The following is a 25,663-nucleotide window of genomic DNA, read 5'->3' on the forward strand; positions in this document are numbered from 1 at the left end:
GGGAGGTACGGCTTGTATTCGAGGAGGTCGGCGCCGGCGTGGGTATCCGCAGAAATGACAGTGTAGCGGGACGGGGTCTCAGGGGTGGCCATCAATCATCTCCTCAATGAGAATGCGACACCGGTCATTGTCTCGTGGCCGATAACTATGCATGATGAATGTTTCGTTCGGCGGATTCAACCCCGTCCCGGAGCCAGGGCAGTTCTAGATGGGATCGAACGCCGAGATAAGCCATGCGCCATGGACTTTGATCAAGCTGACCATGACGCTGCTGGCGGTCTGGACCGGCTCAGGTTGATCCTTGCTCGTTGTGGTCTGATCGAGGAAGACCAGCACCCTGGCCGTTTCTGGGTGCAGCTCGCTGATGACCGCGCGCTTGACCGCTGCTTGGGTATTGACGGCTTTCTGCTTGGCTGCGGGCGCCACGATTTGGTCGGCAAATTTGCCGTAGTACGTCAAGAAGTCACCGGTCAGGTGTGACTTTGCACCGGCCAGGTCGCTTTCCAGTTTGTCGGGTGTGTAGGACAGCAGCGCGACGGTCCCCTCGGTTGCGGCACCGATCACCGCCTTTGCCGCAGCGTCGTTGGTCTGCTGGTCGTGTCGATATTGGCCGAAGTACAGTGTGGCGGTTGCGGCGGCGGCCGCTACCAACAGCAGACCGATGATGAGTAGCGGCCAGTGCGATAGTGCGGTTCGTATCCGAGTGCGGCGCGTCTCGCTGGCGGCGTCTGCGGTCGTCCTTTGATCGTCACCGGTAGTGTCGTCGCGCTGGTCGTCACTGGCCCCTGCGAGGGCGAGTTCAACGTTGGTGAGGTTGTCGTTTTCGAGCTGCCCGATGGTCATGGGATGAACTCCATGCTTGACATCTTGATTTTCCCGCCGTCTCGGGCCAGTTTGACGCTGAGCCGCCAGGAACGCGGCTGCTCGGGGGCGCCGGTGGTATTGGAGAGCGTGGAGCTGGCGGCAACGGCCACGACTGCGGTGTCCTCGGTCATGGATTCCAGGCACGCGGCTTGCACGGTCGTCTTGGCCGAGACCTTCGCAGTCTGAGCGGCTTTGACGAACTCCGCGGCCGCGCCGCGGAAGTCATCTCTGAACTGCCCGGTCGAGCTGTCGATGATGCGCTGTACGTCGTCTTTGGCGCTGTCCGCGCTAATCGACATCAGGGTGACCACGACTTGTCGTGCGGCCGCTGTGAATTCCGCGGCACGCTGTTGCTTGTCTAGCAGCTGATTGTGGTGTCGGACCATGACAGCACTTGCGACGAGAAGCGCTGCGGTGCAGAGCATCCCGACGGACGCGACCATCGTGGTTCGTTTCGGGCGGTGGAAGTATGTCTTTCTCTGCCGCCGGGGTGCCTTGCCGCCTTGATCGGGCAGTTCAGTGGCATCGGTGATGTCCCGATCGGTGACGTCATCCGCGGGAGTTGCCGACGCATCGTCGGCTGGGGTCTCAGCGATTTCTGCCGATGCGGTGTCGGTTGCTTCTGTCTGTTGGCGTTGCCGCATGGACTGGACGCGGGCCCGGGCAGCGGCGGCGAGCGCTTCGGCTTCGGCAGCTTCTGCCTCCGCTGCCTCGAGAAGCTGAGCATCGACGGGCCGCTCGGAGGTGACATCGAGAGGACTCGCGTCCCGTTTCGGGAACGAACTGGCGGCGGGCATTGCCGTGCTCTCTCCGTTTCCGCCGCGTGCGAGCGAAGCTGGCCGGGCGATTGGTTGATACAAGCGGCTAGTAGCGCACAAGGTAGCGTCGTGCGGCGCAGTCTTGGACTGCAGTTCCCGCTGAGTGAGCATTCACCTCGGCGCCTGCCGAGCACCGAATTACCAGTGGCGCACCGAACACAATGCGCCTTTGACGCCGTTGTTGGTGGCCACGACTGCCCCGTCTATGGCGAGTTCGCAGTGAAAGTCCGGCGTGGCCGGCGACATCCCGCTGGTGGCGACGACCATGGCCCATTCATCGGGAGCTGCCAACCAGACGTCCCGGGTCCACCGTGTGGCTGGCCCCACGTCGGCCTCGACCTTAGGGCTGAATTGGTACGGGTCGTGGCTGTATTCGGCCCAGCCGGGCGGATCGGCGTCCCGGAAGTAGATGTCTGCGGTGACGCGGCGCTGCGCGGTGACGGTGTAGGTGACGTGGTGCAGCACCGGCTCGTCAGCACGGGCAACGGGCGTCGCGGATGCGGCCGTCGCAACGAGGATTGCAACCGCCAGCCCGGCTAGGGACTGCGCGGAACGCCCGAGCATATTGTTCGCCACCGGCATATGGGGTGATTTAGGTGTCGCCACGAACCCAGCGGGGTGCACCGTCGACAGACAGGCATGTGAGGAACAAGCCATCGGGGGCTTGTGCGACCGAGTTTTCGAGGCCCTCGCAGTTGGAGTTCTCGTCCTTAATTCCCCACATCGAGGGGGAACGGAAGTACCGGGGTTCATAACGCCGCGGAGATCCGCAGAAGACCAACCGGCCCCACGAGGTAGTGCCGAACACGAAATGGGTGGTATCCGGGCACGGCGCGCCGAGCACGACACCTCCGGTGATACCCGGGACGCAGGATGGGTTGTCACACGCGGACGGTTCGGCCCACCCGTGGACGGGTGTGCACGCCAGGAGGGCCGTCACCGCCATGGCCACGGGCAGGATCGCTCGCGTCGCGCGTCTTTTGAGGCGTAGGTCTGCGAGACGACCCGAATGCTGCGAGGTGATGGATGGTTTCATTCTCGGCCCTCACCGCGTCTTGACCAGCTTGAACGGCATGCTGATGAACCATGTCTTACTTCGCCCGCAGGCGCCGCTGACGCCGGTCGTCTCGTCGGCGCCGGTGAGAACGGGCGAGGCTGGATCGACGGCATCTCCGTCGGGGTTGGTGGGGGCGAACCTGAAGACCTGGAATCCCTGAGCCGCGGTTCCATCCGGGCAGGGCTGCCAGTTGTCGACAATGTGCTTGACGAACCACACACCGCCGGTTTGATAAATCGGGGCGCGCCAACCCCAGTCGCTGACTACCGTGCCGGTGCATTCGGTGGGATAGCTGCAGGTGGTGTTGATCGTCCAGATACTTCGGATGCTGGCCTCGTTGTGAAAGATCTCGTTGGTCTTGGCCCACTCCCCGTTGGATGTCGCGGTGTAGGTGCCGTTCAGGCCCCAGTCGCCGGCCGCGCTGCCGGGGGGCGCAGTGCCCAGCGACGTGATCACGAAGGCACCTAGGAGGGTTGCGGTCCGAGAACGTCGGCGTGAGCTGCCGCTCATGTCGGGAAGAGATCTTTCCAGGACCGCATACCGGCGCGGGGGACCAGGTCCGATTGGCGATACACGGTGCCGTCGGGGGTGGCGTACCGGCCGGTTCGTGGGTCATAGGTTGCGACGGCAACCGATGGGCCGGACCGCCGAGGTGTGTATGCACTCGGCGCGGCAGCCGGGGCGGGCCCCTCGGAACCGTCAGGTGGCGGCGCTGCGGCCGGGGCGGGCGGCGGGGACTCTGGCGGAGGCGCTTGCGTGGGGCCGGCCGCTGGCGGCAGCGGTCCCGGCGGCGGGGTGCCCTCGAGTGGTCCGAAGATTTGGTCACCGAAGCTGACGCGGTCATCGGGCGGGACGCCCTGCGCGACGAGGTTCGGATCGAGGGGGTAGGGACCCAGGACGTGTTGGCGGATCGCCAACGGCTCGAAAGGTTTGTCGCTGTTGCAGATTTCGACCGTGGGCGCGCGCTTGCCGGGATGGCCCATGCACGGGTAGTTCCGGGCGCCGCGTACCCCGATGGGTGAATCCTGCGGCAGTTTGCAGTACAGCCCGTCGGGAGTGTCGATCACCGTCGTGTCCTCTGGTGACCGCCACGACGACGGCGGCAAGAACCCTACCGTGCATGCGGGCGGGTCGCCGATGGTAAGGGTGAAGTCGCCCAGGGAGTATCCGGTGGGATTGTTCTTGGGTGCGCCGTAGGACTGAGTGGCGGCGATGGTGGGCGGCAGCAACACCAGCAGCTGCTCGAGGGAGGGGTGATAGGTGACACCGACCTGGCCCAGCGTGGTGAGGTTCGCCAAGAGCATTGGCAGCGTCGGCTTGACCTGATTGAACAGGCGTGACGCCTCATCGGCGGCCCCTGGCGCCCCGTGCAGCAGCGTCCGTGTCTGGTGGTCGTCGGTGACGAGTTGTTGGCTGATGCCGGCGAGGCTGCGTGCCCACGTGCGGATGGCGCCGCCCGATTGCGCCTGGCCGTCGAGCAGGGGCCGGCTGTCGTCGATGAGGGTGCGTGACCGCTCGGCGTTGGTGTTGGCGTCGCCGACGAGTTGTGACGAGGAGTCCAGCAGCGACCCGACGTCGTACCCGGATCCGTTGAAGGCCTTGAACGTTTCGTCGAGCAGGCCGCTGATCTTGGTCTTCGGGACGCTGTTGATCAGCGTGCTGACTTGATCCAGCATCGGTCCGACGGCCTGTGGGATCGAGGTGTGTGCCGCGGGGATGATGGAGCCGTCATGTAGGTAAGGTCCTGCCGCCGTCGCTGGCTGCAGGTCCACATATTGCTCTCCGACCGCCGACACGCTGAGCACCTCCGCGCGCAGATCCGCCGGGATTTGCGGGCTGGTGTTCAACGACAGTGTGGCCTCGGCGCCGGCGCGGGTGGGCCGCACGTCGGTGACTTTTCCAACCTCCACTCCTCGATAGGTCACGTTGGAAAACCGGTAAAGTCCGCCGGTGCCCGACAATTGCAGCGTGACCCGCATGCGGCCGACGCCGAGCAGGGTGGGCACTTGCAGGTATTCGACGATCATCACGGTCATCCCGATGACCGACGCGATGGTGAAGATGGTCAGCTGAATTCGGACGAAGCGCGTCAACATCAGCGGTCCCCCACATCCTGTGGCACGAAATCGGTCGGCGCCGGGATCGGTGGCTGGCTGAGCTGCTGGGTGGTCACCGGGGCGCCGGCCGGCGTTGGCGGACCGGCCATGGGCGGCGTGGCCACCGCGTTCGGCGGGGCCGTGAGGGGCGCGTTGAGCGGGTCCTTGGTGAAGGTGGCATACCAGGGGTCTCCCGGGGCGGGCACCAGCGTGGCTCCCTCCTGCCCCCATCGTGTGCCCAGCAACAGTCCCCTCTTGAGCCGCGGGATCGTGAAGTCGAAAGTGATGAACTCGTTCAAATAGTCGCCCCGGATCGCGCGGTCGATGAAGTTCTGCGGGTAGGGATAGGCCGGCGCGAAGGCCAGGACGGTGTCGAGGCTCGGGCCGACGTCGGCGAGTGCGCGCACGGTCGGCTCCAGATTTTTAAGGTTGGCGACCAGATCGTCGTGCGTGGCGTTGATCAATCCGGTGGCCGTGTTGCTGAACACCCGGAATTTATCCAGCGCGGTCGTGATCCTTGGCCGCTCTTTGATCAGAACGTCCAGTGCGGGCGGAATCCGTTGCAGCGCTGCGGTTATGACACCGCTTTGTCCGGCAAGGGTGCCGGCCAGGGCGTTCAATGCCGTGATGGATGCGTTGATGTTGTCACGCTGGGAATCCAAAACACCGACGAAGTCGTTCAAATGCGTCAGCAGATCGCGGATCTTGTCCTCGCGCCCGCCCAGTGCCGCGTTGAACTCGTTGATGAGGCCTCCGACCTTGCCCAGTCCCCCGCCGTTGACGACAACTGACAGCGAGGACAGGGTCTGCTCAGTGGACGGATAGGTCGAGGAGCGTTGCAGACCGATGGTCGCCCCGGGTGCGAGCCTGCCGGCCGCGGGCACGCCCGGTGGGGGGTTCAGTTCCAGGTGCATCGAGCCCAACAGGCTTGTCTGGCCGATCCTGGCGAGAGCGTTGGCCGGCACCACGGCGTCTGGACGCACCGAGATATCCACGTCGGCATGCCAATCGCGCAGCGTCATCTTGCCCACGCTGCCAACGACGACGTCGTTGATCATCACCGGCGAATTAGATTCCAGCGTACCGACATTAGCGATTTGGACGTGGTAAGTCACCGCGTCCTGGCCTCGTCCGACAGTGCCAGGTAGAGGCAGTGAATTGAGGCCATCGAAAGCGCATCCGGTTGCCGTCAACACCACCCATGACGCGATCGCTGCGAGACGCCGCGTTGATCGCGATCCGGTCACGGTGTGCCTCCGGGCTGGGATGCGGTCGGCAGCGGTGGTTGCGGACCAGCCGGCAGCAGCATGTCCTGCAGGCTGGCCGGGCCGGGGGCCGCTGGGGCCGGCCGGGGCACTCCCGGTGGGATTGGCGCACGGGGGAACAGCGCCGGCGAAGGGTCAGCGGGTAATCCGTTAGGGGCGTAGATCCCCGGGGGACCCGGCGGCAATTCCCATCCCGGAGGGGGTGGTATGTCGCCCGCGCCGGTGTAGGCCGACACTGCGGGTGGATCGGTTGGGATGGGGGGGACTCCGCCCGGCCCGCCGGGCATCAGGTTCGGATCCGAATAGACGAGGTTGTCCGGGCTCGGCGATTTGGCCAGATAGGCGTTGAACGGGATCGGTAGGTAGTTGAAGTTGATCAAACGCAGTGCCGGGCCCAAGTATTGGGCGCACAGCTTCGCCGTCTCGGCCGCGGTGGCATTCTTCACCGCGCCGATCGCCGAGCACACCAGTGCCACCGGATTGGCGAAGTTCGACATGGCGAAGGCTCCCCGTGCCGTTCCGGAGTCCGGGCTATAGATGTTGTAGCCGTTGGCGATTGCGTTGGGCGCCACGTGCAGAAGGTTTTCCACCGCCATGCGGTTGTCGGCCAGGTTTTTCGTCACGTTGGCCAGTCGTTGAATTTGTTCTGCGGTCTGGTCTCGGCTTCCGGCGATGAATCGGCGCACCTCACCGACCGCCGAGGATAGGTTGGTCAGCGCGGCATCCAAGTCTGACCGGTTGCCGTCCACGACGCTGCTCACCGTTGCGAGGCGGTCCTGGAATTCGACGATCTGGACGTTGCTGTCGCGCAGGGCGGTAACGAAGATCTGAAGATTCTTGATGATGTCGACGATGTTGCCGCTACCGCCGGCGAGGATGCGCCCGACCTGAGACAGCTCGGTGATCGTCCGCCGAAGCTTGTCGCCGTTGCCGTCCATGGCATTGGCCGCGCTGTCGATAAAGTGCCCGAGCGAACTGGTGGAAACGCCGCTTGCGGGACCCAATTCGCTGGCCAGCCGCATCAGTTGCGTTTTGACCTGATCCCACTCGACGGGTACCGCGGTTCGATCCACGCCGATCACCGCCCCATCGGCCATCGTCGGACCGCCGGTTCCCGTGGCTTCGTAAGCCGGGGTCAGCTGCACATACCGGGCCGCCACCAGGTTCTGTGCCACGATCACGGCCTTGGCGTCGGCCGGGATCGGCACATCACGGTCGACGGCCAGTGTCATCTTGGCCTGCGTCCCTTGGGGTTCGATGGACTTGATGGTGCCCACCTTGACCCCCACCACGCGTACCTCGTCGCCGGGGTAGATGGCGGTCGCGGAGCTGAAATATGCGGTAATCATCTTGGGCCCGAAGACCTCTGCATGTACCACGAAAGCCGTTCCCGCAGCGATAAGTCCCACCAATGTCACCAGCAGCGCCTTGGTGTACCACGCCTTGTTCACCCCGGTCGCCATCATCGTCCTCCGGGAATGCCGTTGTGCGGCCAGGGGAATTCCGCGCGCGGTCCGGCATTGTCGGGTGGTTGACCCGCATTGACGCCCCGCCGGAATCCGAACGCGTAGTCCAGGAACGGTTGCAGGGCCTGCGCCGGGATCAGATTGCCGACGAATGCGTTGTAATAAAAGCCGTTGTTGACCGATTCGCCCTGGGTTACTTGGTATTTGGCTAATCCGACGATCGCCTTGGCGATGTTATCGCGGTTCTTTTCCAGCATCGCGGTGACCGAGTTGAGTTTGGCCAGTGTCGGCGCGAGTTCTTTTTCGTTGTCCGCCACCATGCCCGAGAGTTGCTGGGCCAGCGCCGAGGTGTTGGCCAGCAGGTTGACGATCGAGTAACGACGCTGATTCAGGACTCCGAGCAGGTCGTTGGCATTGAGCAACATGGTGTTGACCTGCTGGCTGCGTTCCGACAGGATGCCGGTGACATCGGCGGCGCTTTTGAGAAGATGGGCCAGCGATTCATTCCTGCTGTTCAACGATTGCGACAGTCTGCTCAGGCCGTCGAACGTGGGCCCCAGTCGTGGTGTGATCCGCTCGATCGTTTCGGCCAATGTGTCCAAGGATGCGTTGAGCGCGCCGGTGTCGGTGGCGGCGGTGTTGGCGGTGAAGTCGCTGACGGCGTCGGTCAGGGAGTATGGCGATGTCGTCCGATGTACCGGGATGACATCGGAGGAGTGCATGCTGCCGGCGCCTGCGGGCTCTAAGGCCAGCATCCGCGCACCCAGCAGGGTGCCCGTCCTGATGTGGGCTGTCGTGCTCGATCCCAGGTGCACCTTGGCGTCGAGGCTAAAGGTCACCAATGCTTTGCCATGGCTGAGCGTGACGTCGGAGACCGTTCCCATTTTCACGCCCGACACTCGGACGTCGTTGCCTGCAGTTAGGCCTCCGGCCTCGGTGAACAGCGCCTGGTACCGGATGGAGGTAGCCATCGACCACAGCTGTTGGGGGTGCAGGCCGATGATGATGACTAGCACGATCAGCACGAACGCGATGAAGCCGGCCCGGATGAGTTGTGTGCCGCGATATTTCAGCATCAGGGTTCCCCGCATCGTCCGGTGTTTTGGGTGATCCACGGGAAGACGGCCGTGCGGCCCTGAAGGTCGGTGACGCGAATGGAGATGCCACACAGGTACTGGTTGATGAAACTTCCGTAGGCACCCAACCGCACGAGTTTGCGGTAGTTTTCGGGGGCTTTCTGCAAAGCGAGGTCCAGCCGCGCCTTGTCATTGTCGAGCAACGGAGCCAGCCGATTGAGTTGGTCGACGGTACCGGCCAGCGGCGGACGGGCCTGGGTAAGCAGGTCGGCCAATGACGCGGTTCCCTTGTCGAGCGCGGTGATGGCGTCGCCTATCGGATCACGGTCAGCCGACAACTCCGTGATGAGCCGCTCGAGGCGTCCGACCGTCGCCGAGAATTTGCCGCCGTCCTTGGCCACCGTGGCGACCACCTCGTTGAGATTGTCGATCAACTGCTGCACCACTTGCCCGTTGTCGGCCAGGGCGTTGGAGAAGGACGAGGTCTTGGCGAACAACGACTCCGCATCGCCGCTGCTGCCTTGCAGAATCTGGATCAACGAGTTGGTCAGCGCATTCACCGATTGAGGGTTGAGCCCCTGAATCACCGGTTTGAGCCCACCCAACAACAAATCGAGGTCCAGCGCCGGCTCGGTGCGGTTTATCGGAATCCGCGATCCAGGCGGCTGAATCCCGGCAGAACCGGGCGCGTCGAGCAGGTCAAGGTAGCGATCCCCGACCAGGTTGAGGTAACGCACCGCGACTCGCGTGCTGGTAGTGAGCCTGACCTCGCGGTTCGCGTCGAAACTCACCAGCACGGTGTTATTCGATTGCAGCGCAACATGATTGACCGTGCCGACCCGGATCCCGGCGGCACGCACCGAATCACCGGCCTTAAGGCTGGAGGCATCGCTCAACACCGCGGAATAGCCATATGTCGAACCTGTGCGGTACTGGCCAAGGATGGCGAACAGGGCAGCCGTCAGCACAATGGTCACCACCGCGAACAGCCCGAACTTGACGGTCGTCCCGACCGAGCCCGTCATCCCGGCATCCCGATCTGTGGGGTGTTGCGCGGCGGCCCGTCGATCGGCCCGAACAGCCATTGCTTAAGGCGATTGGAGTTCAACAGGATTCCCTGGTTTCCGTACTGCGCCTGGTTGGCGTCAATGTCGGTGACCAGGTAGGGCGGGCGGTGCCCGAAGCCCACGTCTGGTAGGCCCATGCATTGCGGACCGCCCGTCGCCGCGACCTTGGGGAGGTTCTGCGGGTACCGGTAACGTTCGGTGCCCAGCAGAAACGAATCCAGCAACAGGACACCCGGTACGGGCAGGGGCGGACCGGTGGCCAGCGGCTTGAGGCCGGCCAGCGCGCAGGTGATGGCTTGGTTGTATTTGTTGGTCAGGTTCGTGGTGGGGACCAGCAGATGAAGGACGGCGGTGAACGCCTGCGCGTTGTCCGCCAGCACGTCGTTTCCGATGTCGGCCAGCGCAATCGCGCTGATGAGCGCGGTGTCGAGATCACGCTGCCGGTCGACCACGGTGTCGCTCAACCGGGTCGCGTTTTGAACCGTCTTAACCAGTTCGGGGGCCACGTCGGCGTAGGCGTTGAGCACCTGTGGGGCCACCGAGAGTTCGTGCCTCAGGGAGGTCAGGCTCGGGTCGATCTTGGTCAACAGGGCGTCCAGATCGGCCAGGGTGTGGCCGAGTTTGTCACCGCGGCCGCTGAACGCTTGCGCGAGAGCGCCAAGGGTCTCATTGAGCTTTTCCGGTTCGATCTGCGACAACACCGACACCAATTGCTCGAACACGGTGTCGATTTCGACGGTGACATGCTCAGAGTCAAGGATTTGGCCCGCCTTCAGCGACTGGGGGGAGGGATCGGGCGGTGGGATGAGTTGCACGAATTTCGACCCGAAGACGGTCGTTGATTCGATGTCGACGCCGGTATTGGCGGGAATCAGATTCAGCCAGGAGGGATTGATCGCCAGGTGAATCGCGGCCCGGCCGTCGGGCAGGTTGTCGATCGAGGAGACCTTGCCCACTTGTGCACCATGCAGCTTCACCTTGGCGTCCGGGTTCATCACCAGTCCCGCCCGGGGCGATAGCACCGTGACCGGCACCGATTCGATGGCACCGCCTTCGAACAACACGATGGTGGCAGCGACGATCGCGCCGATCACACCGACGGTGGCCAGACCCAGCAAGGGGCGAACAGTGTTGTTCCACATCAGCTTTCTTCCCCTAGCCCGACAAGTTGAAGTTGCCGTTGGCGCCGTAAATGGCCAGCGAAACCAGCAGGGTGACCGACACGATGATGATCAGGGAAGTGCGCACCGCAGTGCCCACCGCGACCCCGACACCCGAGGGTCCCCCGCTGGCGAAGTAGCCGTAGTAGGTGTGGGTGAACAGGATGGCCAAGGCCATCAGGATCGCCTGCAGAAATGACCACAATAGGTCGGTTGGGTTCAGAAACGTCGAGAAGTAGTGACCATAGAGCCCACCGGATTGCCCCAGCACGACCACGGTGGTGAATTGGCTGGCCACGAACGACAAGATGACCGCGATCGAGTACAGCGGCGTGATCGCCAGCATACCGGCGACGATCCGTGTGCTCACTAGGTAGGAAACGGGCCGGATCCCCATACTTTCGAGCGCATCGATTTCCTCATTGATGCGCATGGCGCCCAGTTGGGCGGTCACGCCGGCGCCGAAGGTGGCCGCCAAGCCGATGCCGGCGACAATCGGCGCCGAGATACGGACGTTGATGAACGCGGCCAAAAAGCCGGTCAACGCCTCGATGCCAATGTTGCCCAGCGAGCTGTATCCCTGGATGGCCAGCGTCCCACCCGTCGCCAAGGTGAGAAATCCGACGATGACCACTGTCCCGCCGATCATCGCCAAGGTGCCAGCGCCCATGCTGATTTCGGCGATCAAGCGGATGATCTCTCGCCGGTAGCGGGTGGCCGCAAACGGGGCCCCGGCGATCGCCTTCCCGTAGAACGCGACGTGGTCACCGATGCCGGTCAGCGCGCTGATCGGTCTGTTGATTTCTCGGGCCAGACCCGGATATGCCGCTCGCAGCGTCACCGTCTGCCTACTTCGCCGTCATCTGGATGCCGATAGCCGTCACCACGACGTTGATGACAAACAGCGACATGAACGCGTATACCACCGTCTCGTTGACGGCGTTGCCCACAGCTTTGGCGCCGCCACCGGTGATCGTCAGCCCGCGGTAGCAGGCCACCAGGCCGGCGATGAGACCGAACAACAGCGCTTTGACCGAGGAAATGATCAATTCGGGCACCCCGGTCAGCAGGGTGATGCCCGCCGCGAATGCACCCGGGTTGACGTCCTGGACGAACACCGAGAACGTGTAGCCGCCCAGGATGCCGATGATGCAGACGACGCTGTTGAGCAGCAGTGCCACCAGTCCCGATGCCAGCATGCGCGGGGTGACCAATCGTTGAACGGGATTGATTCCCAACACTTCCAACGCGTCGATCTCTTCACGGATGGTGCGCGAGCCCAGATCGGCGCACATCGCCGTGGCGCCGGCGCCCGCCACGATCAGCACCGTGACCAGGGGACCGACCTGGGTGACCGCCCCGAAGGCTGCACCCGCCCCCGAAAGGTCGGCCGCACCCAGTTCGCGCAGCAGGATATTGAGCGTGAAGCTGACCAGCACGGTAAATGGAATGGCTACCAGCAGCGTGGGCATCAGCGAGACGCGTGCGACAAACCACGACTGATCCAGGAACTCTCGTCCCTGAAACGGCCTGCGGACAGCGAACTTCGCCGCATCGGCCGCCATCGCGGCCAGTCCCCCGATGGCCTGCATGGGCCCAGCCAGCTTGGCGCCAAACGACGAAAGCCCCGGCGACCAACGGTCGGGCGCCTTCGTGATCACCGGCTGTGGCTCCTTCACCTCGTCGACACCAGACATCGCAGCTCGGGTCACGCCCTGCACCACATCGGTCCGAGCTGCGTCGAGCAGAACCCTCCCAGTCGGGTGAGACGTGAACCACACGATGTCCCGCTTACCGGGACGCCTATCCATCGCTGCGGATCCCATGCGAGGGCACCCGAACCGGGTCCATACCGGGCCCTCCCCGCCTAGGAGAGGACCACCCACCGGGACATGCGGCTGACATTGCCGATTCCGCGGAGCACCATCCCCGTTGTGAACAGTCCTCAGAGATATGCGAATCGCCGCGTCTTGATCAGCGGGGGTGGCTCGGGCATTGGACAAGCAACCGTGCTGCGCGTGCTGGAGGAAGGCGGACGAGTTGTGGCCGCCGACATCAGCGAGCCCGGGTTGAAGGACACGGTGGCCAAGGCCGACACGTACGCGGACCGGCTCGCCACGGTGACGTTGGACGTCGGCGACGAGCAGTCCGTCCGCGACGGTGTCGGCCGGGCGCTCGCGGCGCTGGGAGGTCTCGACACGTTGGTCAACGCGGCGGGGATTCTGCGCTCGGCCCATTTCCTGGACACCACCGTGGCCGATTTTGAGCAGGTACTCCGTATCAACCTGGTCGGCACCTTCCTGATGACCCGCGAGGCGATCCCGGCCCTACGCGAGGGCGTCGGTCCAGCCGTGGTCAACTTCAGCTCCACCTCGGCGGCCTTTGCTCACCCGTATATGTCCGCCTACGCCGCATCCAAGGGCGGAATTCAGTCGATGACACATGCGTTGGCCATGGAGTTCAGCAAAGAGGGAATCCGGTTCAACTCGGTGCAGCCGGGGTCAATTTCCTCCGGAATGACTGATGGCACAGGAGAATCGAAGCAGAGCGTAGGTCCGGGCCTACCCGCTGACGTCGACTTTTCCTTGTTCGGCAAGGTTCAGCCCGTACTTCCACTGGCTGACGGCGCGATCTTCGCCAGACCAGACGCTGTAGCCGCCGTAGTAGCCATGCTGGGCTGTCCCGACGCCTATTTCATCACCGGCACCGAAGTCCGTGTGGACGGCGGCTCGCATATGTGAGCCGCGACCAGCGGCCCCGCCGAGGGCAGTCCGCCATTGCGGTGGGTAACGGCATGTCGTCTGATCCTCGGCCCAAACAGAATGGAGCGAACTTTGAAGGCGCTCATACTGGGTATCTGCCTGGCGGCGGCGGCCTTCGGGCTCGTGCCCGTGGCCCACGCGGAGATGCGAACCGGCAATTACCAGCTTTTGATCACCGGCAGGTACGACTTCCATACCTGGATCTGGGCGATTTCCTCGTGCAGCGGTGACTGTGTCAGCGTGAGCGCGATACCCCAACCGGTAGCCAGGGCATTCGAGTACAACGGCAGCGCTCGGTTCGCCGATGGCCGCTATACCTTGAGTGTCGACGTTCCCGACGGTCTGCGCTGTGGTGACATCTACCACGGCCCCGTGATACCCACGCACGACGTCTACGCATGGGATGCGTCCGCGCTTGCTGGAACGTTGGACTCCTCGTTTTCCTCGGGTTGTAACGGGTCACCGGCGGGAACCTACACGTACCCGTTCACCCTGGTCCGCATGTAGATCGCGCAGCCTAACCTTCTCCCCTGCACGGCGAGTGGCTAACATCAACGACTTTCGGTCACCCGCCCGCACGTGTGGGTGGCGGTGATCGGCGATGCGAAGACAACGGCCTGGCTCCGGCCACCACGCGGGGCACCAAACCCAGCCCGTCATCGGGCCGCGTGTAATGACCAAGGAGGCTGACGGTAAATGGCTTTGGGCCATCTTGATCCTGTAGACGAGACCGGTTGCAATCCATGCTCACCGGCACGGTGGCTACGTCGGCTGCGCTTCGGCTCCCCGGGCGAGAGCGGTCACCATCGTGGGCATGCTCGCGCGCAGCATGAGCCAGATCAGCGGCCCCGTGACCGGGATGCGGGGGCGAAACGTTGCCTTCCATACGATGTGAGATCCGCGAGACGTAGTGGATATATGAACATCGGCGCGGTGATCGGTGACGGGGATTCCCGAGAGGATGGTATAGGCGTGGTGGTAGGGGCGGTCAGCGATCAGAATTTTTTCGCGCATAGTCAAGCCGCTCATGGTGATTCGACGTATCGCCCCGGTACGGGAGTTGGCCGTTCCGGGGTACTCCCAGACCGCGGCCCGCACACCGCCTAGCCACTCAGGCCACCGCGTGACATCAGTGAGCAGGTCGTAAACGATCTGCGCTGGCGCGGCACATGTCCGCTCAAAGCGCAACGAGAAGCGCATAGCGTTGACGCTACGCGGAAACGGCGCATGTACCGGATCGGTAATCCCGACAGTCGGGATGCGCTGAGTAACGTGGCGGCGCCGCACGGATTGCCGGCACGCATCCCACCAGCTGTGATCGAGATGACTCCCAGTGTATGGAAACCGACTACTGCCTGCGGGTCGACTGCGCTGATGATGGTCAGAACCGGAATGCGTGATGACGGAAGGCATCAACATGGACACGCCAGATGTAGACGAAGTGGTCACCTATGCAGTGACCTCCGGAGTCGCTGTGGTCACCATGAACCGTCCGCGTTACCGCAATGCGCAGAACTCGGCGATGACCTACGCACTGGATGCAGCGTTTAGGCGCGCAGTGGACGATGACGACATCAAGGTGATCGTGTTGGCGGGTGCCGGCGAGCACTTCAGCGCCGGTCACGATATCGGCACCCCCGAACGTGACCACAACGTGCGCTATGAGAATCGGGCGGTGTTGTGGTGGGACCACGTCGACAAGCCAGGCGGCGACCAACGTTTTGCGCGGGAAACAGAGGTCTATCTTGGGATGTGCCGGAGGTGGCGCGAAATCCCGAAGCCCACTATCGCGATGGTGCAAGGCGCGTGTGTGGCCGGTGGTCTGATGCTTGCCTGGGCCTGTGACCTGATCGTGGCCGCCGATGATGCCTTCTTCAGCGATCCCGTTGTGCGCATGGGCATTCCGGGCGTCGAATATTTCGCACACCCTTGGGTGCTCGGACCCCGGTTTGCCAAGGAGATCTTGTACACAGGTGAGAGGTTCAGCGCGCAGCGCGCCTACGAAATCGGTATGGTCAATCGAGTCGTCGCACGGCCGCAGCTACGCGATGAAACCTTCGGCCTTGCAACGCGTATCGCGACGATGCCCCAATTCGGTCTCGCCCTGGCCAAGCGGGCGGTCAACCACTGCGAAGACCACATGGGATTACGCAATGGCATGGACGCCGTCTTCGGTCTTCACCACTTCGCACATGCCCATAACGCCGAGATCGGGACCGGCCCACTCGGCGGGATGGACGCCAAGGCAATGACTTCACCTGCAAATGCTGAGGGAACCAATTCTCATGCTTAGCAGGGAATTACACCACCAGCTAGCTGTCCAGTTGGCGCAGGCTGGGCGGAGCCGCTCACCGATCGCTCCGCTGACCGCCGTTCATCCGGAGATCGACGTCGTCGACGCCTATGAGATCCAGCTGATCAACATTCGTCAGCGGGTGGCCGAGGGAGCTCGGGTGCTGGGGCACAAGGTGGGCCTGTCGTCGAAGGCGATCCAGCAGATGATGGGGGTCGACGAGCCGGACTACGGGCATTTGCTGGACGAGATGCAATTGTCCGAAGACACGCCGGTGAAGGCGAGCCACTACCTGTGGCCGCGGGTCGAGGTGGAGGTCGGTTTCATCCTGAATGCCGACCTGCCGGGAGCCGAGTGCACCGAGGACGACGTGCTGGCGGCCACCGAGGCGATCGTGCCGTCGATCGAGTTGATCGACACCCGGATCACCGACTGGAAAATCGAGTTGTGCGACACCATCGCCGACAACGCGTCGTCGGCGGGCTTCGTGCTGGGCAAGGCGCGCGTCTCCCCGGACGACGTCGACATCAAAGGGATTGATGCGGTGCTCAGCTGCAACGGTGAGGTCGTCGCCAAGGGCCGCACCGACGCGGTGCTCGGCAACCCCCTTACCGCGGTGGCCTGGCTGGCCCGCAAGGTGGAGGCCTTCGGCGTGCGGTTACGCAAAGGCGACTTGGTCCTTCCGGGGTCCTGCACGCGCGCGATCGACGCGCACGCCGGCGACGAGTTCGTGGCCGAGTTCACCGGCTTGGGTTCTGTTCGTTTGTCGTTCGAATAAGAGGAGCGTCAGATGCCGGCTAAGGCGAGTGTGGCCATTGTCGGGTCGGGAAACATCAGTACTGACCTGCTCTACAAGTTGCTGCGGTCGGAGTGGCTGGAGCCGCGCTGGATGGTGGGCATCGACCCCGACAGTGAGGGTTTGGCGCGGGCCCGCAAGCTGGGTTTGGAGACCACGCACGAGGGTGTGGACTGGTTGCTGGCCCAGTCGGAGAAGCCCGACCTGGTGTTCGAGGCGACGAGTGCGTATGTGCACCGGGACGCGGCGCCGAAGTATGCGGCCGCGGGGATTCGGGCCATCGATTTGACCCCGGCCGCCGTCGGCCCGGCGGTGATCCCGCCGGCCAACCTGCGCCAGCACCTGGATGCGCCGAACGTCAACATGATCACCTGCGGCGGGCAGGCCACCATCCCGATCGTCTACGCGGTGAGCCGGGTGGTGGAGGTGCCCTACGCTGAGATCGTCGCGTCGGTGGCGTCGGTCTCGGCCGGACCCGGCACGCGGGCCAACATCGACGAGTTCACCAAGACCACCAGCAAGGGTGTGGAAACCATCGGCGGCGCCAAGCGTGGCAAGGCGATCATCATCCTCAACCCCGCAGACCCGCCGATGATCATGCGCGACACCATCTTCTGCGCCATCCCCGAGGACGCCGACCGCGACGCGATCGCCAAATCCATCCACGACGTCGTGGCCGAGGTGCAGACCTACGTGCCCGGCTACCGGCTGCTCAACGAGCCGCAGTTCGACGAGCCGTCGATCAACTCCGGTGGGCAGGCGGTGGTGACCACGTTCGTCGAGGTCGAGGGCGCAGGCGATTACCTGCCCCCGTACGCGGGCAACCTGGACATCATGACCGCCGCGGCCACCAAGGTCGGCGAGGAAATCGCGAAGGAATCCCTATCCGCGACAGCGCCGGGAGCGCAAGCATGAGCACACACGACATTTTCTTCAACCCGATCTGGGACGTACGGCTGACCGACACGTCGCTGCGGGACGGCTCGCACCACAAGCGCCACCAATTCACCAAAGAAGAGGTGGGTGCCATCGTGGCCGCCCTGGACACCGCGGGGGTGCCGGTCATCGAGGTCACCCACGGCGACGGGCTGGGCGGGTCCAGCTTCAACTACGGGTTCTCCAAAACCCCCGAGCAGGAGCTGATCAAGCTGGCCGCGCAGACGGCCACCGAAGCCAAGATAGCCTTTTTGATGCTGCCCGGGGTCGGCACCAAAGAGGACATCAAGGAGGCCCAGAACAACGGCGGCTCGATCTGCCGGATCGCCACCCACTGCACCGAGGCCGACGTGTCCATTCAGCACTTCGGCCTGGCTCGCGAACTCGGCCTGGAAACCGTCGGCTTCCTGATGATGAGCCACACCATCTCGCCGGAAAAGCTCGCCGCCCAGGCCCGCATCATGGCCGACGCGGGCTGCCAGTGCGTCTACGTGGTGGACTCGGCCGGCGCGCTGGTTCTCGAGGGGGTGCGCGACCGGGTGGCCGCGCTGGTCGCCGAGCTCGGCGATGACGCCCAGGTCGGCTTCCACGGGCACGAGAACCTCGGGCTCGGAGTGGCCAACAGCGTGGAGGCCGTTCGGGCGGGCGCCAAACAGATCGACGGCTCGTGTCGCCGATTCGGCGCCGGCGCGGGCAACGCGCCCGTCGAGGCGCTCATCGGGGTGTTCGACAAGATCGGCGTGAAGACGGGTATCGACTTCTTCGACATCGCCGACGCCGCCGAAGAGGTGGTCGCACCGGCCATGCCCGCCGAGTGCCTGCTGGACCGCAATGCGCTGATCATGGGCTACTCCGGGGTGTACTCGAGCTTCCTCAAGCACGCCATCCGCCAGTCCGAGCGCTACGGCGTGCCCGCCCACCAGCTACTACACCGCGCCGGTCAACGCAAACTCATCGGCGGCCAAGAAGACCAACTCATCGACATCGCACTCGAGATCAAGCGCGAGCAAGAGAGCGGCGTGAGGCACCTGGTGGACGGCAAGTCGGCTGTGCAGCAACAGGTGTCGCCGACCGCGTCGTCGGACCACAGTCCGCCGTGACGGTGCTACCCAGCGCCAGTCATAACACCACCCGGTCAGCGGAACACCGCGGCGTGCCACCCGCAACGCCGTGGCAGGCTGACACCGTGGCAGACACTTCCGAAAAGGTCTTCCTAGGCGAGCAAGACGTACGCGAAACCCTGCTACCGCAAGGGATTTTGCGCTACTACGACACTGGCCCGGAGGCCACGGCGGCGCAGCCGCTGCTGTTTTTGCATGGCTCGGGTCCCGGGGTCACCGGATGGCGCAACTTCCGCGGCATCCTGCCCACCTTCGCCGAGCACTTCCGCTGCATCATCCTGGAATTTCCCGGTTTCGGCGTCAGCGATGACTTCGGCGGCCACCCAATGGTCATGGCATTTGGCACCGTATCGCCGTTCCTGGATGCGCTGGGCGTCGAAAAGGCACACATCGTCGGAAACTCGATGGGCGGGGGTGTGGGCATCAACTTCGCTATCCACAACCCCGATCGTGTCGACCGTCTGGTCACGATCGGCGGGATCGGCATCAACATCTTCAGCCCCAGCCCGAGTGAGGGCATCCGGCTGTTGCAGGAGTTCGTCGAAGACCCGACTCGGCAGCGCCTGGTCGACTGGCTCAAATCGATGGTGTACGACCAGTCCCTGATCACTGACGAACTGGTCGAGGAACGCTGGCAATTGGCCACCGATCCGGACACCCTGGCCGCGGCGCGCCGCATGTACGGCAAAGCGGCGTTTGCCGCGATGAACGCCGCGATGGCCGCGTCCGAAAACCCGATGCCGTGGGCAATCCTGCACAAGTTGACCGTCCCCACGCTGCTTACATGGGGTCGCGACGACCGAGTGAGTCCACCGGATATGGCGCTGATTCCGATGCGCACCATCCAAGACGCCGAACTTCACATATTTCCCAAGTCCGGGCACTGGGCGATGATCGAAGCGAAGCAAGCCTTCGAAAGCACCGTGCTGGCGTTCCTCTCACGGCAGCATGATGCCCATTCGGTGTAACGGCGGTGCAGATGCGGCTCCGGATTATCCAGCGTGACAAAGGGAAAGAAAGCCAGCGGACAGTTCTTTCATGTCGCGCCCTCCCTATCGTTGAGTCGCACCAGCGTCGACGGGCAGCGTGACCGCGGTGATATAGCGCGCCTCGTCGGAAGCGAGAAACAAAGCGGCGTTGGCGACATCGACCGGTTCGACCCACGGCACCGCGAGCATGTTCATGCGAAGGGCCGCTTCGGCGAACTCGGCACGCGTCGGCGCCCTGTCGAGTTCGGGACGAAACGCGCTGCGCACTGCGTCGTTTTGAATCAGTGGAGTGTCCACATTGGTCGGATGGACGCAATTGACTCGGACATTCTGCGGCGCAAGTTCTTTGGCCAGGCTCTGCATCAGGCCGACCACGCCGTGCTTAGCCGCGGTGTAATGGGCGACGCCCACCAATCCGCGAAGGCCTGCGATCGAATTGGTCAGGACGATCGCACCCCCACCTTGCGCAATCAGGTGCGGCGCAGCGGCCCGACACGTGTGCCACACACCGGTGAGGTTGACATCCAACATAGTCCGCCAGGCCGCCTCGGTGAGGTCCAGCGCCAGTGCACGCGAAGTGATCCCAGCGGTAGCACACACCACGTCCAATCTTCCCAGCCGTCGCACACCGCGATCGGTGGCCGCCTGGACGCCGTCGACATCGCGCACGTCGACGATCTCGGTATGTATTTTGGCGCCGGTATCGCGCACTTGGGCGGCGGTGTGCTCCAGGTCGTCGACTGTGCTGTGCGGAACCACCACTGTGTCAACGGGAGCGCACACGTCAAGGGCCACGATATCGGCGCCCTCCTGGGCTAACCGCACCGCCTGCGCACGCCCGATTCCCCGCGCCGCGCCCGTGATCAGGGCCACCTTCCCAGCGACCCTGCCGGTCACGTCGCAACCTCTGTCATGTCGGCACGCCGTTCATGCGCCTAGAACTCAATGTGGATGTTGTCGGTCACTGGCCGGGCTTGACACCCGAGGATCAAACCGTCGGCGCGGTCTTCGGGTCCCAGCACATCTCCACCGGCCATATCCACCTCCCCGGAAATCAAGGTCGCCACGCAGGAGCCGCAATGCCCTTCTCGGCACGAATGCGGCACATTGATCCCGGCGTCAAGCATCATCTCGACCAGGGTCTGGTCGCGGCGCCATTGCAGTCGATGGAGAGCACCGTCCAACTCGACGTCTACGGTGGCCACCGCGGCATCGGTGCACAGGGCGGCGCCTTGTTCTTCGACATCTGCCATGCGGCCGATCCTTGCCACATTGGTCCGTGATGTCGTGGTCGGATTCCGATGGACGGGAGGTCGCCATCCCGGCGTCCAGTCACCGGGACGTCTCCTGCGATTCCGGGCGCAGCGACCCTACCGTCGCTGTTCGTGACCAGTAGCACGAACGACGGGTTGGACCAGGGCATCGACGTGGTGGTCGTAGGTGCCGGCTTTGCCGGGCTTTACGCCCTGCACAAGCTGCGCGCCGACGGGTTGACGGTCAAGGTGTTCGAGGCCGGTCCCGACGTGGGTGGCACCTGGTATTTCAACCGGTATCCGGGCGCCCGCTGCGACGTCGAGAGCGTCGACTACTGCTATTCGTTCTCCGATGACCTGCAACAGGAGTGGGACTGGTCGGAAAAGTACGCCACCCAAGAGGAGATCCTGCGCTACATCAACTGGGTGGCCGACAGGTTGGATCTGCGCCGCGACATCGTCTTCAACACCCGTGTCACGTCGGCGGTTCTCGACGAGCAGCGGTTGCGGTGGACGGTGACCACCGATACCGGGCAACGAGTGAGCGCGCGGTTCTGTGTGATGGCGACGGGCCCATTGTCCGCGGCGATGACCCCACCTTTTGCCGGCCTCGACCGTTTCACCGGCGAGATCTACCACACCGCGGCATGGCCACACGAAACGGTCGACTTCACCGGTAAGCGCGTCGCGGTCATCGGGACGGGATCTTCGGGCATTCAGTCGATCCCGATCATCGCGGAACAAGCCGCGCAACTCTACGTCTTTCAGCGCACCCCGAATTACAGTGTCCCCGCCGGCAATCGGCCTCTCACCGACGAAGACCGGGCCCGGGTCAAGGCCAATTACGCCGAACGCAGGCGCTTATCATGGCGCAGCGGCGGCGGCTCACCGCACATCGCCCATCCGAAACTGACGATGCAAGCCAGCCCCGAAGAGCGGCGCGCGGCGTTCGAAAAACGCTGGGATCTCGGCGGGGTGCTGTTCTCCAAAACCTTCTCCGACCAGATGATCGACCCGGACGCCAACGAGGAGGCGCGCAAGTTCTATGAGGAGAAAGTGCGGGCCATCATTGATGACCCCGCGCTGGCCGAACTGCTGATCCCCACGGATCACCCGATCGGCACCAAGCGGATCTGTACCGACAGCAACTACTTTCAGACATTCAACCGCCCCAACGTGACACTGATCAGTGTGCGAGACACGCCGATCGAATCTGTCGATGCCACCGGCGTCAACACCAGCAACGCCCATTACGACCTGGACATGATCGTGTTGGCTACCGGATTTGACGCGATGACAGGGGCATTGGCCAGAATCGACATCGTCGGCCGGGGCGGTAAACGGCTGCGCGATGACTGGAGCAATGGGCCGCGAACCTACTTGGGTCTGAGCACTGACGGCTTTCCCAACTTGTTCGTCGTGTGCGGCCCCGGCGCGCCGGCGGTGCTGGCCAACATGGTGCTGCACGCCGAGGCGAATGTGAATTGGATCGCCGACTCGATCAGATATCTCGACGATCACGGCTACACGGCGATCGAGGCGACTCCCGATGCGGTGGACAACTGGGTCGCCGAATGCGCGCGCCGAGCCGAGGCCACCCTGTTCACCAAGGCCGACTCCTGGTACATGGGCGCCAACGTGCCTGGCAAGCCGCGGGTGTTCATGCTGTTCCTCGGCGGGTTTGGGACCTACCTCGACATCTGCAATGAAGTCGCCGAGGCTGGGTACAAAGGGTTTTCGCTGACCAAGGCGCCCTGATGTCGAGCCTGTCGGGTCGTGTGGCGCTGGTGACAGGCGCTGGGCGCGGCACCGGGCGCGCCCTGTGCGAGCGATTCGCAGACGAAGGCGCCGACGTCATCGCGGTGGACGTGCCGGCGGCAGCAGAAGACCTCGAACAGACCGCCGCCGCGGTGGCGCAGCGCGGCCGACGCGCGGTGACGGGGCTGGCCGATGTCAGCGACTTGGGCGCACTGACCGGCGCGGTGGGCGCCGCCGTCGCCGACCTGGGACGCCTTGACATCGTCGTAGCCAACGCAGGCGTCCACACGGTGTCGGCTCCGACGTGGGAGATCACTACCCACGACTGGCAGCAGACCCTGGATGTCAACGTGACCGGCGTCTGGCACACCGTCAAAGCCGCCGTCCCGCACCTCGGCGAGGGCGGCGGGTCCGTCGTGATTATCAGCTCCACCAACGGTCTTCGCGGCACGGCCACCACCGCTGCTTACACTGCGAGCAAGCATGCCGTCGTTGGGTTGGCGCGCACGCTGGCCAACGAACTGGGCCCGCGCGCCATTCGCGTCAATACTGTTCATCCTGGAGCGGTCGGGACCTCGATGGTGCTCAACGAGGCGACGTTTAAACGCCTTCGGCCTGACCTGACCAGCCCGACGGCGGCCGACGCTGCAGAAGCGCTCGCGGCTCGCCACCTGCTCCCGGTTCCGTGGGTGGAGCCGGTAGACGTCGCCAACGCCGTGGTTTTCCTGACCTCCGACCACGCCCGCTACATCACCGGCACCCAGCTCGTGGTCGATGCCGGCCTGTTAGCCAAGGCCTAGCAGCGACGCGGATGGGAACCTACGCCGTCACCGGGTCGGCATCGGGCATGGGCCAAGCCGTCGTCCGCAAACTGCTGGCCGCGGGTCACCGCGTGATCGGCGTCGACATTCAGGACGCTGACGTCGTGGCGGATCTGTCCACTCCCGACGGACGCAGGACGGCCGCCGCTGCCGTGTGCGCTACCGGCGACGGTCGACTCGACGGTGCCGTGCTGGCCGCTGGTGTGGGCCCCACCCCGGGCGCGGGTAGCGCGGCCCGGATCCTGGCGGTGAACTTCTTAGGTGTGGTCGAGCTCCTAGAGGCATGGCACCCGGCACTGGCGGCGGCCGGCGATGCGAAAGTCGTGGTTGTGGGCAGTAATTCGTCGACGACAATGCCGTTGGTGCCCCAGCGAGCCGTGCGGGCGTTACTGGGCCGCGATCTCCACAAGGCCGAGCGTGCACTACGAGTGTTCCGATCGGCCGCCCCCTCGATGGCCTACGGCGCATCGAAGATCGCGGTGGCGCGCTGGGTGCGTCGGACCGCAGTGACACCGGCGTGGGCGGGTGCGGGTATCCGGCTCAACGCGATCGCTCCGGGCGCGGTGATGACCCCCCTGCTCGAGCGACAGCTGGCCACACCGCGTGAAGCCAGGGCCATCCGCGCGTTCCCGGTCCCGGTCGGTGGGTTCGGTGATCCCACGCACCTCGCGGACTGGATGGTGTTCATGTTGTCGGATGCCGCCGCCTTTCTCTGCGGCAGTGTGCTTTTCGTCGACGGCGGGTCTGATGCCTACTTCCGCGCCGACGACTGGCCGGCCCGCGTCCCGACTCCGCAACTGCCGCGGTATATGTGGCGGTTGCTGAGGTTTGGCCGCCGGCGATAGGTTTGACGGCGGTAATCACCGGGCCGCTGGCCGTTTCATGGTTGACGTCGCACGCCCATCGCGCCGCAGACGGGCGCGGCCCACTCCAGGGTCGACGAGTACCTGACGTGCTCGTCGAAAGCAGCGGCGATGTCGACCGGCATCGCCACGGGCAGCCGGCGGGTCAGATCGACGTGCACGAGGACCATCTCAAGTGTCGCCGATAGGCGTTGCCGGTACGATCCACGGCGAATGACATCATGTGCACCACCTTGGGTGAGCGGTCAAGGACGCGGGCGTAGAGATTGGCCGTGTCATCTTCGATCAGCTCGCTGTAGTAGCGCAGGTGGTGCTCGACGGTGAAGAGGCCGAGCTGTCGATCAGCCCGATAGGCGTCGTCGATCCCGAGTTCACGCACCAACGCATCGGCGGCGGCCGAACCGAAATCCAGATAATGCAACACGTTCATGTGGCCGTTCCCATCGATGAAGTCACGGGACACATTCCGTGTGATGGCACAGCGCAATTGGGCCACTTGGGCAGCCGACGGCAAGCTTTGCTCTTCCGGCGTCGGTGCCTGCTGATTATGGCCGCATCGAGATGCTGCTCCCTGAACCTGGTCCAAAGGCGCTGACGCTAGGCCCATCGATGGGACCTGGCTGCCGTGTGTCCCGAATGTCGGACGACAGCTCACGTCTTATCTCGGCGTCCGCTGACCGGGAACAGCGTCCAGTGGGCCGCGGACTTCAATAGATCATTACTACGCCCACAGACGTAAAGGACAACGATATGAGCGAGCGGGTACTCGACCGGGTCGTGGCGATGGCGGATCAGTTGCGCGACCAGGCCCCCGAGGCCGAGCGGATCGGCCGCCTGACCGACGACAGCGTGAAGCTGATGAAGTCGGCCGGGTTGATCCGGCTGCTGCAGCCCAAGAGCCACGGCGGCCTTGAGGTCCACCCGCGCGAGTTCGCCGAGACCGTGATGGCCACCGCCGCACTCGATCCGGCCGCCGGCTGGATCGTCGGCGTGGTCGGCGTGCACCCCTATCAGTTGGCGTACGCGGACCCGAAAGTGCCCAACGAGGTATGGGCCGACGACGTCGACACGTGGATGGCGTCACCGTACGCGCCGCAGGGGGTGGCCAAGCCCGTCGACGGGGGCTACATCTTCAACGGCCGCTGGCAGTTCAGCTCGGGCACCGACCACTGCGACTGGATCATCCTGGGCGCGATGCTGGG

The 25,663-nt window shown here is 64.2% G+C and carries 28 protein-coding genes and 1 pseudogene; 11 read left to right on the forward strand and 18 right to left on the reverse strand.

Annotation, left to right across the window (positions count from 1 at the left end; genetic code table 11):
* Window positions 1-204 precede the first annotated feature (204 nt).
* The 13 genes from A5697_RS12740 to A5697_RS12795 all read right to left on the reverse strand — a co-directional run bounded on the left by A5697_RS12740 (window position 205) and on the right by A5697_RS12795 (window position 12,566).
* Complete coding sequence (locus tag A5697_RS12740; protein WP_156670114.1) at window positions 205-843, reverse strand: twin-arginine translocation pathway signal; 639 nt, start codon at window positions 841-843, stop codon at window positions 205-207.
* On the reverse strand, window positions 840-1,661 hold the full coding sequence (locus tag A5697_RS12745; RefSeq protein WP_068010735.1) for a hypothetical protein: 822 nt from the start codon (window positions 1,659-1,661) through the stop codon (window positions 840-842). The genes A5697_RS12740 and A5697_RS12745 overlap by 4 nt, the downstream gene beginning before the upstream one ends.
* Window positions 1,662-1,820: 159 nt before the next feature.
* Window positions 1,821-2,246: a hypothetical protein gene (locus tag A5697_RS12750; protein ID WP_068010760.1), complete on the reverse strand. Its 426-nt coding sequence runs from the start codon at window positions 2,244-2,246 to the stop codon at window positions 1,821-1,823.
* A 28-nt stretch (window positions 2,247-2,274) separates the two neighbouring features.
* The gene (locus A5697_RS28405; RefSeq protein WP_082953367.1) at window positions 2,275-2,628 is read right to left on the reverse strand and encodes a hypothetical protein; all 354 of its coding nucleotides are present in this window, start codon (window positions 2,626-2,628) and stop codon (window positions 2,275-2,277) included.
* Between the two features lie 99 nt (window positions 2,629-2,727).
* Entirely contained in the window at window positions 2,728-3,249 is a 522-nt protein-coding gene (locus A5697_RS12755) for a hypothetical protein (RefSeq protein WP_369806112.1), read from the reverse strand.
* Window positions 3,246-4,835 (reverse strand): MCE family protein, encoded by a 1,590-nt coding sequence (locus tag A5697_RS12760; RefSeq protein WP_068010740.1) that lies wholly within the window; start codon window positions 4,833-4,835, stop codon window positions 3,246-3,248. The genes A5697_RS12755 and A5697_RS12760 overlap by 4 nt, the downstream gene beginning before the upstream one ends.
* Window positions 4,835-6,082, reverse strand: coding sequence for an MCE family protein (locus A5697_RS12765; RefSeq protein WP_082953368.1), 1,248 nt, complete (start codon window positions 6,080-6,082; stop codon window positions 4,835-4,837). Before A5697_RS12765 ends, A5697_RS12760 begins: the two co-directional genes overlap by 1 nt.
* Complete coding sequence (locus tag A5697_RS12770) at window positions 6,079-7,563, reverse strand: MCE family protein (RefSeq protein WP_082953369.1); 1,485 nt, start codon at window positions 7,561-7,563, stop codon at window positions 6,079-6,081. Before A5697_RS12770 ends, A5697_RS12765 begins: the two co-directional genes overlap by 4 nt.
* Window positions 7,563-8,642, reverse strand: coding sequence for an MCE family protein (locus tag A5697_RS12775; protein WP_068010762.1), 1,080 nt, complete (start codon window positions 8,640-8,642; stop codon window positions 7,563-7,565). Before A5697_RS12775 ends, A5697_RS12770 begins: the two co-directional genes overlap by 1 nt.
* Complete coding sequence (locus A5697_RS12780; protein WP_068010747.1) at window positions 8,642-9,667, reverse strand: MCE family protein; 1,026 nt, start codon at window positions 9,665-9,667, stop codon at window positions 8,642-8,644. Before A5697_RS12780 ends, A5697_RS12775 begins: the two co-directional genes overlap by 1 nt.
* Entirely contained in the window at window positions 9,664-10,851 is a 1,188-nt protein-coding gene (locus A5697_RS12785; protein WP_067755508.1) for an MCE family protein, read from the reverse strand. The genes A5697_RS12780 and A5697_RS12785 overlap by 4 nt, the downstream gene beginning before the upstream one ends.
* 13 nt (window positions 10,852-10,864) lie before the next feature.
* The gene (locus tag A5697_RS12790) at window positions 10,865-11,710 is read right to left on the reverse strand and encodes an ABC transporter permease (protein ID WP_067755511.1); all 846 of its coding nucleotides are present in this window, start codon (window positions 11,708-11,710) and stop codon (window positions 10,865-10,867) included.
* A gap of 7 nt (window positions 11,711-11,717) precedes the next feature.
* Entirely contained in the window at window positions 11,718-12,566 is an 849-nt protein-coding gene (locus tag A5697_RS12795) for an ABC transporter permease (protein ID WP_067755514.1), read from the reverse strand.
* Between the two features lie 237 nt (window positions 12,567-12,803).
* Here A5697_RS12795 and A5697_RS12800 point away from each other — a divergent pair, with 237 nt between their 5' ends.
* Window positions 12,804-13,610, forward strand: a complete 807-nt coding sequence (locus A5697_RS12800) for an SDR family NAD(P)-dependent oxidoreductase (RefSeq protein ID WP_068010764.1) — start codon at window positions 12,804-12,806, stop codon at window positions 13,608-13,610.
* Window positions 13,611-13,691: 81 nt separating this feature from the next.
* Window positions 13,692-14,138, forward strand: coding sequence for a hypothetical protein (locus tag A5697_RS12805; protein ID WP_369806113.1), 447 nt, complete (start codon window positions 13,692-13,694; stop codon window positions 14,136-14,138).
* Window positions 14,139-14,393: 255 nt separating this feature from the next.
* On the opposite strand, the gene A5697_RS12810 is transcribed toward A5697_RS12805, so the two are convergent.
* On the reverse strand, window positions 14,394-14,831 hold the full coding sequence (locus A5697_RS12810) for an SRPBCC family protein (protein ID WP_068010748.1): 438 nt from the start codon (window positions 14,829-14,831) through the stop codon (window positions 14,394-14,396).
* 217 nt (window positions 14,832-15,048) lie between these two features.
* On the opposite strand from A5697_RS12810, the gene A5697_RS12815 reads away from it, so the two are divergent.
* The 5 genes from A5697_RS12815 (at window position 15,049) to A5697_RS12835 (ending at window position 19,745) form a co-directional block, all read left to right on the forward strand.
* On the forward strand, window positions 15,049-15,924 hold the full coding sequence (locus A5697_RS12815; RefSeq protein WP_068010768.1) for an enoyl-CoA hydratase: 876 nt from the start codon (window positions 15,049-15,051) through the stop codon (window positions 15,922-15,924).
* Entirely contained in the window at window positions 15,917-16,702 is a 786-nt protein-coding gene (locus A5697_RS12820; RefSeq protein ID WP_068010749.1) for a 2-keto-4-pentenoate hydratase, read from the forward strand. The genes A5697_RS12815 and A5697_RS12820 overlap by 8 nt, the downstream gene beginning before the upstream one ends.
* A gap of 12 nt (window positions 16,703-16,714) precedes the next feature.
* Entirely contained in the window at window positions 16,715-17,635 is a 921-nt protein-coding gene (locus tag A5697_RS12825) for an acetaldehyde dehydrogenase (acetylating) (RefSeq protein ID WP_068010751.1), read from the forward strand.
* Window positions 17,632-18,756, forward strand: a complete 1,125-nt coding sequence (gene dmpG, locus A5697_RS12830; RefSeq protein WP_231972059.1) for a 4-hydroxy-2-oxovalerate aldolase — start codon at window positions 17,632-17,634, stop codon at window positions 18,754-18,756. The genes A5697_RS12825 and dmpG overlap by 4 nt, the downstream gene beginning before the upstream one ends.
* Window positions 18,757-18,842: 86 nt before the next feature.
* Window positions 18,843-19,745, forward strand: coding sequence for an alpha/beta fold hydrolase (locus A5697_RS12835; protein WP_068010753.1), 903 nt, complete (start codon window positions 18,843-18,845; stop codon window positions 19,743-19,745).
* An 84-nt stretch (window positions 19,746-19,829) separates the two neighbouring features.
* On the opposite strand, the gene A5697_RS12840 is transcribed toward A5697_RS12835, so the two are convergent.
* Window positions 19,830-20,663, reverse strand: a complete 834-nt coding sequence (locus tag A5697_RS12840; RefSeq protein ID WP_068010756.1) for a mycofactocin-coupled SDR family oxidoreductase — start codon at window positions 20,661-20,663, stop codon at window positions 19,830-19,832.
* Window positions 20,664-20,701: 38 nt separating this feature from the next.
* The gene (locus A5697_RS12845) at window positions 20,702-21,019 is read right to left on the reverse strand and encodes a 2Fe-2S iron-sulfur cluster binding domain-containing protein (RefSeq protein ID WP_067748083.1); all 318 of its coding nucleotides are present in this window, start codon (window positions 21,017-21,019) and stop codon (window positions 20,702-20,704) included.
* Between the two features lie 177 nt (window positions 21,020-21,196).
* On the opposite strand from A5697_RS12845, the gene A5697_RS12850 reads away from it, so the two are divergent.
* From A5697_RS12850 to A5697_RS12860, 3 genes are read left to right on the forward strand one after another with little or no spacing between them, the layout of a single operon-like run.
* On the forward strand, window positions 21,197-22,777 hold the full coding sequence (locus A5697_RS12850; RefSeq protein WP_369806114.1) for a flavin-containing monooxygenase: 1,581 nt from the start codon (window positions 21,197-21,199) through the stop codon (window positions 22,775-22,777).
* Window positions 22,777-23,577 (forward strand): mycofactocin-coupled SDR family oxidoreductase, encoded by an 801-nt coding sequence (locus A5697_RS12855; RefSeq protein ID WP_068010757.1) that lies wholly within the window; start codon window positions 22,777-22,779, stop codon window positions 23,575-23,577. The genes A5697_RS12850 and A5697_RS12855 overlap by 1 nt, the downstream gene beginning before the upstream one ends.
* Before the next feature lie 11 nt (window positions 23,578-23,588).
* Complete coding sequence (locus A5697_RS12860; RefSeq protein WP_068010758.1) at window positions 23,589-24,443, forward strand: SDR family oxidoreductase; 855 nt, start codon at window positions 23,589-23,591, stop codon at window positions 24,441-24,443.
* Window positions 24,444-24,478: 35 nt separating this feature from the next.
* Here A5697_RS12860 and A5697_RS28410 read toward each other — a convergent pair whose 3' ends face one another.
* Both A5697_RS28410 and A5697_RS12865 read right to left on the reverse strand, forming a co-directional pair.
* The gene (locus A5697_RS28410; protein WP_231972060.1) at window positions 24,479-24,622 is read right to left on the reverse strand and encodes a hypothetical protein; all 144 of its coding nucleotides are present in this window, start codon (window positions 24,620-24,622) and stop codon (window positions 24,479-24,481) included.
* Window positions 24,607-25,047: a thioesterase family protein gene (locus A5697_RS12865; protein WP_231972061.1), complete on the reverse strand. Its 441-nt coding sequence runs from the start codon at window positions 25,045-25,047 to the stop codon at window positions 24,607-24,609. Before A5697_RS12865 ends, A5697_RS28410 begins: the two co-directional genes overlap by 16 nt.
* A 164-nt stretch (window positions 25,048-25,211) precedes the next feature.
* Between A5697_RS12865 and A5697_RS12870 the strand changes: the two are divergent.
* Window positions 25,212-25,663, forward strand: a pseudogene (locus tag A5697_RS12870) (hydroxylase); the annotation flags it as partial.

The organism is Mycobacterium sp. E3251, assembly GCF_001666835.1.
Taxonomy (GTDB): Bacteria; Actinomycetota; Actinomycetes; order Mycobacteriales; family Mycobacteriaceae; genus Mycobacterium.

Excerpts from the sequence above, each read along its gene's own strand:
- A5697_RS12860 (WP_068010758.1), top strand. The coding sequence starts at position 23,589 with ATGGGAACCTACGCCGTCACCGGGTCGGCATCGGGCATGGGCCAAGCC.
- A5697_RS12775 (WP_068010762.1), bottom strand. The coding sequence starts at position 8,642 with ATGCTGAAATATCGCGGCACACAACTCATCCGGGCCGGCTTCATCGCG.
- A5697_RS12810 (WP_068010748.1), bottom strand. The coding sequence starts at position 14,831 with ATGCGCTTCTCGTTGCGCTTTGAGCGGACATGTGCCGCGCCAGCGCAG.
- A5697_RS12750 (WP_068010760.1), bottom strand. The coding sequence starts at position 2,246 with ATGCTCGGGCGTTCCGCGCAGTCCCTAGCCGGGCTGGCGGTTGCAATC.
- A5697_RS12805 (WP_369806113.1), top strand. The coding sequence starts at position 13,692 with ATGGAGCGAACTTTGAAGGCGCTCATACTGGGTATCTGCCTGGCGGCG.
- A5697_RS12755 (WP_369806112.1), bottom strand. The coding sequence starts at position 3,249 with ATGAGCGGCAGCTCACGCCGACGTTCTCGGACCGCAACCCTCCTAGGT.
- A5697_RS12845 (WP_067748083.1), bottom strand. The coding sequence starts at position 21,019 with ATGGCAGATGTCGAAGAACAAGGCGCCGCCCTGTGCACCGATGCCGCG.
- A5697_RS12785 (WP_067755508.1), bottom strand. The coding sequence starts at position 10,851 with ATGTGGAACAACACTGTTCGCCCCTTGCTGGGTCTGGCCACCGTCGGT.
- A5697_RS12820 (WP_068010749.1), top strand. The coding sequence starts at position 15,917 with ATGCTTAGCAGGGAATTACACCACCAGCTAGCTGTCCAGTTGGCGCAG.
- A5697_RS12825 (WP_068010751.1), top strand. The coding sequence starts at position 16,715 with ATGCCGGCTAAGGCGAGTGTGGCCATTGTCGGGTCGGGAAACATCAGT.
- A5697_RS28405 (WP_082953367.1), bottom strand. The coding sequence starts at position 2,628 with ATGGCGGTGACGGCCCTCCTGGCGTGCACACCCGTCCACGGGTGGGCC.
- A5697_RS12740 (WP_156670114.1), bottom strand. The coding sequence starts at position 843 with ATGACCATCGGGCAGCTCGAAAACGACAACCTCACCAACGTTGAACTC.
- A5697_RS12780 (WP_068010747.1), bottom strand. The coding sequence starts at position 9,667 with ATGACGGGCTCGGTCGGGACGACCGTCAAGTTCGGGCTGTTCGCGGTG.
- A5697_RS12795 (WP_067755514.1), bottom strand. The coding sequence starts at position 12,566 with ATGTCTGGTGTCGACGAGGTGAAGGAGCCACAGCCGGTGATCACGAAG.
- A5697_RS12745 (WP_068010735.1), bottom strand. The coding sequence starts at position 1,661 with ATGCCCGCCGCCAGTTCGTTCCCGAAACGGGACGCGAGTCCTCTCGAT.
- dmpG (WP_231972059.1), top strand. The coding sequence starts at position 17,632 with ATGAGCACACACGACATTTTCTTCAACCCGATCTGGGACGTACGGCTG.
- A5697_RS12855 (WP_068010757.1), top strand. The coding sequence starts at position 22,777 with ATGTCGAGCCTGTCGGGTCGTGTGGCGCTGGTGACAGGCGCTGGGCGC.
- A5697_RS12815 (WP_068010768.1), top strand. The coding sequence starts at position 15,049 with ATGGACACGCCAGATGTAGACGAAGTGGTCACCTATGCAGTGACCTCC.
- A5697_RS12770 (WP_082953369.1), bottom strand. The coding sequence starts at position 7,563 with ATGGCGACCGGGGTGAACAAGGCGTGGTACACCAAGGCGCTGCTGGTG.
- A5697_RS12760 (WP_068010740.1), bottom strand. The coding sequence starts at position 4,835 with ATGTTGACGCGCTTCGTCCGAATTCAGCTGACCATCTTCACCATCGCG.